This is a genomic window from Limnospira sp. PMC 1279.21, assembly GCF_032349615.1.
Classification (GTDB): Bacteria; Cyanobacteriota; Cyanobacteriia; order Cyanobacteriales; family Microcoleaceae; genus Limnospira; species Limnospira fusiformis.
Genome location: NZ_JARPLU010000156.1, coordinates 1 through 10,794 on the forward strand (window position 1 = coordinate 1; position 10,794 = coordinate 10,794).

Annotated in this window: 7 protein-coding genes and 2 pseudogenes; 6 read left to right on the forward strand and 3 right to left on the reverse strand. The window is 44.1% G+C overall.

Translation table 11 applies throughout. The features are described from left to right. Positions 1–384, reverse strand: a pseudogene (locus tag P5683_RS19225) (IS630-like element ISAtsp7 family transposase); the annotation flags it as partial. 62 nt (positions 385–446) lie between these two features. Between P5683_RS19225 and P5683_RS19230 the strand changes: the two are divergent. Then, positions 447–1,115 (forward strand): annotated as a pseudogene (locus P5683_RS19230) (group II intron maturase-specific domain-containing protein); the annotation flags it as partial. Between the two features lie 483 nt (positions 1,116–1,598). Then, complete coding sequence (gene glgA / locus P5683_RS19235) at positions 1,599–3,026, forward strand: glycogen synthase GlgA (RefSeq protein WP_006617251.1); 1,428 nt, start codon at positions 1,599–1,601, stop codon at positions 3,024–3,026. Positions 3,027–3,111: 85 nt separating this feature from the next. Here the strand turns inward: glgA and dxr are convergent, their stop codons facing one another. Continuing rightward, entirely contained in the window at positions 3,112–4,302 is a 1,191-nt protein-coding gene (gene dxr / locus P5683_RS19240) for a 1-deoxy-D-xylulose-5-phosphate reductoisomerase (RefSeq protein WP_006624138.1), read from the reverse strand. A gap of 176 nt (positions 4,303–4,478) precedes the next feature. Beyond that, positions 4,479–6,200: a hypothetical protein gene (locus P5683_RS19245; protein WP_006624137.1), complete on the reverse strand. Its 1,722-nt coding sequence runs from the start codon at positions 6,198–6,200 to the stop codon at positions 4,479–4,481. Positions 6,201–7,061: 861 nt separating this feature from the next. Here P5683_RS19245 and P5683_RS19250 point away from each other — a divergent pair. The 4 genes from P5683_RS19250 to P5683_RS19265 all read left to right on the forward strand — a co-directional run bounded on the left by P5683_RS19250 (position 7,062) and on the right by P5683_RS19265 (position 10,636). Then, complete coding sequence (locus P5683_RS19250; protein WP_006624135.1) at positions 7,062–7,622, forward strand: hypothetical protein; 561 nt, start codon at positions 7,062–7,064, stop codon at positions 7,620–7,622. A gap of 430 nt (positions 7,623–8,052) precedes the next feature. Continuing rightward, complete coding sequence (locus tag P5683_RS19255) at positions 8,053–9,918, forward strand: 3'-5' exonuclease (protein ID WP_315640910.1); 1,866 nt, start codon at positions 8,053–8,055, stop codon at positions 9,916–9,918. A 72-nt stretch (positions 9,919–9,990) separates the two neighbouring features. Beyond that, entirely contained in the window at positions 9,991–10,113 is a 123-nt protein-coding gene (locus P5683_RS19260) for a hypothetical protein (RefSeq protein ID WP_315640909.1), read from the forward strand. A gap of 16 nt (positions 10,114–10,129) precedes the next feature. Beyond that, positions 10,130–10,636, forward strand: coding sequence for a hypothetical protein (locus P5683_RS19265; RefSeq protein ID WP_006669227.1), 507 nt, complete (start codon positions 10,130–10,132; stop codon positions 10,634–10,636). The last annotated feature ends 158 nt before the right edge of the window (positions 10,637–10,794 follow it).

Sequence of the window (10,794 nt, forward strand, 5' to 3'; positions counted from 1 at the left end):
GTACTTCTTCAGTTACTACTTTTTCGCTCCTGTATATTTTTTTTTGAGACTTATATCGTGCTGCTTTAAAAATCTATCTATCATGGTCGTACTGACATTTATGCCCAGCTTGTCTCTGAGCTTATCACTATATTGCCATAAGGTCAGGTCGGGGTGGGCTTCTACAATATCTATCACGGCTTCCTCATGCTTAGATAAAATGCTTTTCTTTTTAGTGCCACACTTACGAGGAGATAAGTCTCCCGTTAATCGATACTGTTTGACCAGTCGCCTTACCGTGTCTGGACTCACCAAAAAGCGTTTCGCTACTTTTCGGATAGAAGTGTCTCCTTTTTCATAGGCTTCTACTATCTTTTTCCGAAAATCTAAAGAGTAACGGCTCATGGTAGTTGGTTGTGATAACTTATACAATAGCCATACATTATACCGTACTGTGTGTTTTGTGTAAAGGCTGTAAAGCCCAGATAGAAGTGATTAAGGGTGTAATAAAACAACATAAGACAGCACCCCAATCAGCCTTGATTAGCAAGCTAAATCCGATAATACGGGGATGGTCAAATTACTATTCAGGGGTCGTTTCAATAGAAACCTTCTCTAAGCTAGACCACATAATTTGGCAAATGTTAAGGGCATGGACAGTCTCAAGATGCGGAAAGGCAAACTACGAAAAACTGAGTAATTATTTCAGACCTGGAAAAGTTAAACTCAGTAATGGGAAAGAAAGACAAGAAAGTTGGATGTTCCAAACCAAAGATGGGTTACATCTCCACAAGCATAGCTGGACGCCAATTGTCAGACATACCCTAGTGCGCCCGGATGCAACACCATACGACGGAAATTGGACTTATTGGGCAACCAGGAAAGGTCAGGCAATCGATACACCAACAAGGGTAGCAAAACTACTTAAAAAGCAAAAAGGTAGGTGCGCCTGGTGTGGGCAATACTTTACCCCATCAGATTTAGTTGAAGTAGACCACATAGTACCTCGAAGCCAAGGTGGTAAAGAGGAGTACAAGAATCTTCAACTATTGCACCGCCACTGTCATGATGATAAAACGGCACTAGATGAAGCCGATGCTGTGTCCTTAACAATAACAATGGAGCAATCAAACTAGGAGCCGTGTGAAGGGAAACTTTCATGCACGGTTCTGAATGGGAGGGGGTGAAGGTGACTTCACTCTCGACCCCTAATCAACTGGCACGGTAATGGGCGGGCATAGAACCCGAACTCCCCAGAGACACGATTGGTTGAGAAAGGTAAAGCGGCCTATAAGTCCTCTGTAGTCGGTTAATCAACGTCAGACTCAGGGCAAAACTATTCATTAGCCCGAAGCGGAAACGACTTAGGGGTGTATGCGGGCAAAAGTTCCCGCAACACGGTGAGAATGCCACCTGTCACGAGGGATAAATCCTTGTCCCCACCCCCACCTCGCGGAACGCAGGTGGCGGAGCATTCATGTGTGAACGTTGATCACTTCTTGCTCTAGGCTGACCGGTGGGATCATTCTAGGTACTTTCGGAAAAATGTAAAAATATTGCAACGGCCTCCGGTATGATCACGTTACGCATCTCGATCTAAGGGAACGCAAAATACAATTATGCGAATTTTATTTGTAGCGGCGGAAGCGGCACCCCTGGCCAAAGTCGGGGGTATGGGGGATGTCGTGGGTGCTTTGCCCCAGGTCTTGCGGGCAATGGGCCATGATGTCCGGGTATTTATGCCCTACTATGGCTTTTTACCAGACAAAATCAAAATACCCAAGGAACCTATATGGTGGGGAACCGCCATGTATCAAAAATTTGCGGTTTTTGAGACGACATTTCCCAAAACTGATGTTCCATTATATTTATTTGGACATCCTTCGTTTATGCCTCGTCGGATTTACTATGGAGAAGATGAGGATTGGCGGTTCACCCTATTTGCGAATGGGGCTGCTGAATTTTGTTGGAATTACTGGAAACCCCAAATTGTTCACTGTCATGATTGGCATACCGGGATGATTCCCGTATGGATGAAAGAAACCCCTGATATAGGTACTATCTTTACCATTCATAATTTAGCTTATCAAGGACCTTGGCGCTGGTTTTTGGAACGGATTACCTGGTGTCCTTGGTTTATGGAAGGTCATAATGTCATGGCGGCAGCGGTTCAATTTGCTGACCGGGTAACTACAGTATCTCCCACTTATGCTAGTCAGATTCAAACGGCTGGCTATGGGGAAAACATGGAAGGTTTGCTCTCCTATATAAGTGGCAAAATGTCGGGGATTCTTAATGGGATTGATACGTCGTCTTATAACCCGGAAAACGATCGCTATATCGTGGAAAACTTTAATGCTGATACCGTGGAAAAACGGAAAACCAATAAAGTTGCCCTTCAGGAAGAGTTAGGACTAGAAGTTAACTCCGGTGCCTTCCTGATTGGTATGGTAACACGACTGGTGGAACAAAAAGGACTCGATCTAGTAATTCAAATTATGGATCAGTTTATGTCCTTTACTGATTCCCAATTTATTTTACTGGGAACAGGCGATCGCTATTACGAAACCCAAATGTGGCAAATGGCATCCCGCTATCCGGGGAGAATGACGACCCAAATTCTGTTTAATGATGCCCTATCACGGCGGATTTATTCTGGTGCGGATGCCTTAATTATGCCCAGTCGTTTTGAGCCTTGCGGAATTAGCCAAATGTTAGCAATGCGTTATGGCTGTATTCCCATTGTGCGGCGTACAGGAGGCTTAGTCGATACGGTATCCCATAACGACCCAGTAGGGGAAGGCGGCACAGGTTACTGTTTTGACCGCTACGAACCTCTGGACTTCTTTACCTCTATGGTTCGCGCTTCGGAGGCTTTCCGCTATAAAGACCATTGGCGGCGACTCCAACAGCGAGCCATGCACCAAAACTTTAGCTGGGAAAACTCAGCCCGGGAATACATCAAGGTTTATGAGGAAGTAGCGGGATACTATTCCTACCAACCCCCAACCCCTGAAGCAGAACCGGAAACTGGTGTCACTACTTAGGGCAACACTCCATTATTAGCTAAAAGACCCGGTTTCTCTAGTTCCTACTGGACACAGAAACCGGGTTTTTCTGGGATAGAATCAACTACAAAGCGATCGCCGTTTTTTGATGAACCCTGGAACTAGCCTCTATAACTGCTTGACGCGCCCATAGGTCGGCGGCTAAGATATCATCCAAACTCGGATTTTGACAATTATCTTGTTCATGGCGCGCGCAGACCATTTCAATGACCTTGGGAATATCCAAAAAGCTAATCTTTTCATCTAAAAACAAAGCCACAGCCTGTTCATTAGCGGCATTTAACACGGCTGGCATAGACCCCCCAGACCGTCCGGCTGCGTATGCTAACTGCATACAAGGATATTTTTGATTATCTGGTGCTTTAAAAGTCAAATTACCAGCTTTGACCAAATCCAACTGTTCCCAATCTGTATAAATTCTTTCAGGCCAAGATAGAGCATATAATAGGGGTAAACGCATATCCGGCCAACCCAACTGCGCCAACACAGAAGTATCCTGCAACTCAATCAAAGAGTGAATAATACTCTGGGGATGAATGACAATATCAATTTGATCATAATCCAAACCAAAGAGAAAATGAGCCTCAATCACCTCGAGACCCTTATTCATCATGGTAGCGGAATCAACGGTAATTTTACGCCCCATGGACCAATTAGGATGTGTAGTTGCATCAGCCACTGTCACCTCGGTTAGCCTTTCCACAGGCCAATCACGAAAAGCGCCCCCAGAAGCGGTGAGAATAATCCGTCGTAAACCCCCAGCCAGAACCCCTTGCAGACACTGAAAAATAGCGGAATGTTCGGAGTCAGCGGGTAACAATTTAACGCCATATTTCTCAATCATAGGATTGACGACAGGTCCCCCGGCGATGAGAGTTTCCTTATTAGCCAGGGCGATATCCTTACCGGCTTGAATGGCTGCAATTGTTGGCAATAATCCCGCACAGCCAACAATACCAGTCACGACAGCTTCGGAGTCTCCATAGCGGGCAACCTCGACTATACCAGACTCTCCCGCTTCTATAATAGGTTGGGGGTCAAGATCGGCGATCGCCTCCCGCAATTCCCACAACTTCTTCTGGTCACAAATAGCGACAATTTCCGGCCGAAACTGTCGCACCTGTTGCGCCAGGAGAGTCACATTACTACCTGTGGCTAATCCCACAATTTTAAACTTATCGGGGTGATGAGCAACAATATCCAGAGTTTGAGTACCGATAGAACCCGTAGAACCGAGAAGAGTAATTGCTTTCATGTCTTTGTAACTTATGTTATTAAATAACCATAGTATCTGTAATTGTCACCCTGATGCAAACCCGATAGGGAAATTAAAGCACAATTGCCAATTCACAATTACCCGATTTAGGAAGATTATTGAGCATAGCCACAAAAGCGCGACATCATCAGTATATATACGGTGGAAATTTACGCTCATAAACTCTCATTATACCCACAGCGATACATCCGCAAGAAATAACCAGGAACCCGAGATTTTATCCCCAATTCTCGCTCACAATTAGACCCGGAATGGTCAAATTCAGCGGCAAAATTAATCAGCCATAAATTCATGGGTTGCGGCCATTGATTAAGGGTGGTCACTAAAGTATTAGTAGCGGTGGAAGAATCACGATTATGGCGATGTGCCAGCAGAAAGAAAGGCGATTTTTCCCGGACCCCTAAATTTTTGAGTTCCCCAGCAATGCTCATCATTTCCCCGGTTTGTTCATGGCTTTTATGAACTGTAGCAATTAAGGTGGGAATATCTGACCTTAAATAAGCGGATATTTCCTCAGCCACAAGTTCGGAGCGATCGGGTTTTTGGTAAGCTAAGTTATACACGACCATCAACCCACCCAATAAAGACATGAAACCGATAAAAGCGATCGCATATCGTCGCCATTGAGATTTTCCGGGCAACTCCCAACTTTTAGCTAACCCGGCGGCTAGGATGAGTAAAACCACGGGAAAATAGATAAACTGATATCGCGCTGCTAGGGTTAAATCCAAACCAATCGCCCAAGCGATCGCGATAAATATCGCCATAATCACCAAAGTAAAGCCTAGCCAAAATTTGATTAGTTTTCTTTCCCTATGACTGGCAAAGTGCCAACCATCAATTAAGACTTTTCCTAACAGGCATAAAACTAGCAAAGCGACGGCACTAGAAACTATAATAATCGGCAAAGGTTGCTTTTCGACGGGTAACATAATCACCATAGTAATCACCCAAGCCACCAGCCGAAAAATCGGATCAATAAAATGATTCCGACTCGGTGAAGTCCAAGCAATTAACTGGCTATCTCCGGTGGAAATTTTCAGAAAAATCGGCAACCATACCAAGACACCTATAGCTGTACCTAATGCGATCGCATAAAACCCTTTCCAGAGTTTCAGCTTGGGAAACCGTAGAGGATCGTAGCGGATATCCTGAATCCAAAATGCGAAAACGATTAACCCTTGCGCTATCAGCAGGAAGATAAAAAAGAAATGGACGGCCATTCCTAGGCTATTAACTATGACAGTCGCCAAAATTAGCCAGACCGGGAGGGAGATTTGTGCTTTGAGACGTTCAACAGCAACGGTGAGACAGGCGAAAGAGGCGATCGCCAAAAACATTGCCAAAGTGTAGTGTCGTGCTTCTTGGGCTAAATATACCCCAAATGGTGAAACGGCCATCAACCCCGCCGCCAGATGTCCGACGAGTACAGATCTAAAACATAGCCACCCCAAGCCAAATATAGCGGGAACCGTAGCGACCCCAAACAGAACACTAAGGGATCTGGCTATATGAATGGAGACTAAATCCCCAGGAGTTCCCCACCAGTGAACCCAGAGATGGGTCAACATAAAGTAAATGGGGGGATGGTTACTTTCAATAAATAGCCTTTCGGGAACCGAAGCGATCGCCATATTATCCCCCAACTGTAGGGGAAACAGCAGTAATTCTGGAGCGATCGCTGTATCCAACGGGACTCTATGGAAACCATGACCCAGACTAAAGGCTAGAGTCGCGAATTCATCACTCCAGATTGGTTTAGCGTCTAAGTTGATCAGACGCAAAATTAAGGCGATCGCGCACCAGACCAGGAGTAATACCAAATTAATGCGATCGTGCTTAACCAAACTTTCCCAGAGATGAACTCGCTTTCCCATATTTACCGCCAGATTTGAGCCTACCAGACGAGTATTGTCTCACGGTCCAGGAAACGGGACAAAAAAAAAGAGAGAACTGCTTGAGCAGCTCTCTCTACCATCAGGGTGCATCTACATAACACAATATAGCCTTTTTGCTATGAGGGGTCAAGCCCCCTATTGTAAAGATTTTGTAAAGAAACCCCCAGCAACCCAAATCGACACAAAAAAACGCACCGGAAGCCAAAAGCATTCCGGTGAGAACATTGGATCATCGAAACTAATCGCCTCGAACCATGAGATCAACCCTCTCAGACTGAGGTAGAATGATGATAGATATTTTGAGTAAAGGAAATGCACCCTGATGAAAAAAACACCCTAATGATCGACGAACTTTCCGATAACTTTGGTAGATTTCCTATCCGTCCCAATCCCTGAACTAGGGGAATCAAGTCGGATCCGAGTGGACAACTCACGGACACTACGGACAAGCCCGATTCGTGTTACCGACCAATCAAGGTTTGCGAGTCTGTATTCATTATTACAGGTCGGTTTCGGAGATTTCAAGGGGTCTATTGCAATCACCCGCTTTTTCTGAAAGTGGGATAACTGTTTTATAGACCATTAACCGGAAAAATCCCCGCCACGCTTGGTTTTGTTCCTGTCCAACTCCCCCAAATCAAGATCCTATTTCTCTGTGGTAGCTAAGTGACTCGGGCTGAAAAATTAATCTCGTACCCCCGTACTGATACACTGTCAAAAGCTAGGAGCGATCGCCATCATGGGAAATATGGATTTCAACACACCAAAGTTAATCCGGTCTTACTGACAACTGAATAGTTTTACCCAGATTTTATTATCGTCAGCAGAGAACCAATTGAGATGGATACTAAAACAAGACGGCAACCGACCCATAATTTAGTGAGGCGACAAGCCACACCCAAAGAACGAGAGTTAATCCATCTGCTGGCTAACCTCGGATGTTCCCAAGCTAGATATGGTCTTAAACACGCCACCAGTAAAGGAGTTATTTCACCGAAAGAAAGACTACGTTTAGCAGAATGGCACTTTCTGAGACTCCAGCAAATACGACGGATAGAAAGAAGTTTAGCTCCCGTGGCTACCCTTAAACGGGTTTATTTTAAAAGTAACCTGGGTCCGCGCGACCTCAAATCTTTAAAACTGGTTTGGGTCGAAGATGACAAAACAAGGGTTAAGCGAGTCCCCCCGGAGTTAGACGAAGTCCTGAGTGATGCCTTAGACAAGGGAGATACTCTCAAACAGATATTTTATATCGTGGAGACCAAAGCTCGGCTATTTGCTTCAACTCCTGATGGGGGTAAAATCCCTCTGTGGGTCAAAGAATGGGAAGATTCAGGCTATGAGGTCAATTTCTTTCCCCCGTCATTTGCTAAGTGGGCAAATATTGTCGATCTTTCTTAATCCGTGAAAACTTGGCTTAACATTCCTCACTATTGAGGAATGTGCCACACCCCAATCAGGGGAGTGTCAATTCTATCTATTTAACCACCCTCCCTCTCAGATGCGATCGCCAAGAGAACAAACTATTCTTTATAATTGACACTTACAATTTTACTCCCCATTCTCCTGCTTAATCGCAGATGTAACCGCCTCACGGAGAACATTCACCAAACAACCTCCTGTCATTTCTCTGGGGGATAAAAGGCTCCCCATGGTAGCTGTTAGTAGTTAATCCGTTAAATTACTGACACTGACGAACACTCAATCATGAAGTTAAGTAAACCCATTGTGAAATCGTAGGAATTGCTTTATACTGAGTTTATCAGTGCGGCGACAAGCAAATTTACTCAAAAGCTCAAGGCTGCTATTCTGGTCTATTAGCTCATCAACCATGGCATTAATCATCCCTGATTCAATTCCATCGAAAGCCAGCAAAGGAGAAAAAATGCTGTTCCGCTTGTTGCGGGATGAACTACCTGACGACTTCTTTGTTTACTATGAACCCATTACCAGCGGATTTTACCCCGATTTTATTATCCTTAGTCCCAGCTTCGGTTTACTGATACTAGAAGTTAAGGGTTGGTCGGTTAAACAAATCCACAAAGCAGATAGTTACTTCTTTCATATTGAACAAGACGGCCAATTAGAGCATTGTCAGTCTCCTCTGAGACAGGCGAAAGGCTACCTAGATGCTCTCCTTAATAAACTTAAAGGCTATTCTATCCTGTGCGAAGATGATGGAGATTATCAAGGGAAGTTGGTATGTCCTATCGGTGTCGGTGCAGTGATGACTAATATCACAGAAGCACAGGCGCGGGAAAATCATATTTATACCTTACTAGAAAAGCCACAGGTCTGCTACAAAGATGAACTGATGACATGGCAAGAAATCGGAGAAAGGGCATTGATTAAACGCCTGGAAGCCATGTTTACGGTGCGATTTAAATTTCCTGATTTAGAAGATGACCAAATTAATACTATTCGAGGGGTAATTCACCCGGAAGCTCAGGTTAGACAGGAACCAGCTAAATCTAGCAGTGTCCCGCCAGGTAAACTGGTGAAGCCGGATGCTATTATTCTGACAACTCTCGATTATCGCCAGGAACAATTGGCACGTTCTTTGAATTCCGGTCATCGACTATTTTCGGGAGTAGCAGGTAGTGGTAAAACGTTGATTCTTCTCAGCCGCGCCAAAATTTTAGCGGGAGGTTGGACAGATACCAAAGTCTTAATTCTCTGCTATAATATTACTCTGGCATCTTATTTGCGATCGCTCATCAAAGAAGACTATAACCTTTTATATCGCCAACGCATTCAAGTTATGCACTTCCATGCTTGGGCAAAATCAGTCCTAGGAGGTCTACCAAATCCTAAACATTTTCAAGACAGAGATATATACGACTATGAAATGGGTACTAGGCTGTTAAATGCACTGCAAAAAATGCCCAGTGATGACAGGTGGGATGCCATCTTAATAGATGAAGGTCATACTTTCCATCCCAAGTGGTTTGAATGCTGTACCGCCGCTCTCAAAGACCCAGAAGATGGCGATTTAGTAATTGTATCCGACCGTTCCCAGAGTATTTATCGCCGACGTAAGTTTACCTGGAAATCTGTGGGAGTGAAAGCACAGGGGAGGATGCGAAAACTTACCCAAAACTATCGCAATACTGAGGAAATATTACAGTTAGCATGGGATATGGTTCGTGATCTATATTCATCAGAAGATGATGAACTGGAAGACGAGGCTTTTCCTGTAGTAGAACCCTTGGCAGCAGTTAGACATGGTAATATGCCACAGCTTCATATCAAACAAAACCGTATGGATGAAATTAATGGTGTGATTGACACTATTAAGAAGTTGGTAAATGAGGGATATAAACCTCATGAAATTGCTGTTATTTACCGCTATAAGTCAGAAAATGAGCGTCAACCTTTTGAGCATCTAATTGAAACCCTAGACCATATTGGCATGGGAGTTTTTTGGGTTAATGATAATAAAAATGACCACAAAAATAACTACTGTTCTAGTCATCCTGGTGTCAGGGTGGTTACGGGTAAATCCGCCCTGGGTTTAGAGTTCAAAGCTGTAATTATCCCGTGGGTGCAGCAGTTTGGTGTGGGTTCAAAAGCAGAGGGTCGTCGGGAACTTTATGTAGCGATGACCCGCGCTCAGGATCTGTTATATTTATTTGGATCAGGTTCTTTTGATTTCCTGAGAGAGTTAAAAATATGCGATCGCTTAGTGGTCGCTTAGTGGTCGCTTAGCGATCGCTTAGTCCCCTTCCTACCCCCTAACCATATCATCTGAAATTGAGGAGGTGTTGGGTTGCGTACCTCCACCCAATTGACGGTGTTGGGTTTCACGGAGTTTCACCCAACCTACTACTCCACCCAATTGACGGTGTTGGGTTTCACGGAGTTTCACCCAACCTACTACTATATCATCTGAAATTGAGGAATTGATTATGAGTGACTCACAAGATGCTGAAAGAATTAGCAAATTGGCTAAGAAAAATGCTTGGACTACGGGATTATTGACCTTTTTCTTTCTGCCGATTGGCTATATTTATACCGGACGTTATAAAGCCTTATTTAAAGGATTTGGAATAGTTGTTTTGATAATGGTTTTTGGCTCCATGTTGGAAGATGATGATGAATTTTTTGACTTAGTAAGAGGTTTGTATGTTGTGGGTGCTACTATTGAAAATGTCCGTGCTGTTAATCAAGCCAAAAAACTGAATGGCGGTTTAAAGCAGAATAATTCAGCCAATCTTCCCTCAGACAATAATGTTGAACTTAAGCTGCTAAAACTTATTAAAAGAAACAGAGAAGTCACCCTGGCTGATTGTGTAATAGAAACCAGTTTAAGTTCTCAACAAGTTCGCGAAACCTTAGAAGAAATGATGAAACAGCAGTTAATTACCATAGATAATCGTGAGAGTGATGGGTCAATTGTTTATCGGTTAATCTAACACTCAGAGTTGCGTAACTCCATCCAACCTACGGTGTTGGGTTGCGTACCTCCACCCAACCTACGGTGTTGGGTTGCGTACCTCCACCCAACCTACGGTGTTGGGTTTCACGGAGTTTCACCCAACCTACGGTGTTGGGTTGCGTACCTCCACCCAAT

What these genes read in the sequence shown, in the direction of transcription:
- P5683_RS19250 (WP_006624135.1), top strand. Translation starts at nt 7,062, where the DNA reads ATGGATACTAAAACAAGACGGCAACCGACCCATAATTTAGTGAGGCGA.
- P5683_RS19265 (WP_006669227.1), top strand. Translation starts at nt 10,130, where the DNA reads ATGAGTGACTCACAAGATGCTGAAAGAATTAGCAAATTGGCTAAGAAA.
- dxr (WP_006624138.1), bottom strand. Translation starts at nt 4,302, where the DNA reads ATGAAAGCAATTACTCTTCTCGGTTCTACGGGTTCTATCGGTACTCAA.
- glgA (WP_006617251.1), top strand. Translation starts at nt 1,599, where the DNA reads ATGCGAATTTTATTTGTAGCGGCGGAAGCGGCACCCCTGGCCAAAGTC.
- P5683_RS19245 (WP_006624137.1), bottom strand. Translation starts at nt 6,200, where the DNA reads ATGGGAAAGCGAGTTCATCTCTGGGAAAGTTTGGTTAAGCACGATCGC.
- P5683_RS19255 (WP_315640910.1), top strand. Translation starts at nt 8,053, where the DNA reads ATGGCATTAATCATCCCTGATTCAATTCCATCGAAAGCCAGCAAAGGA.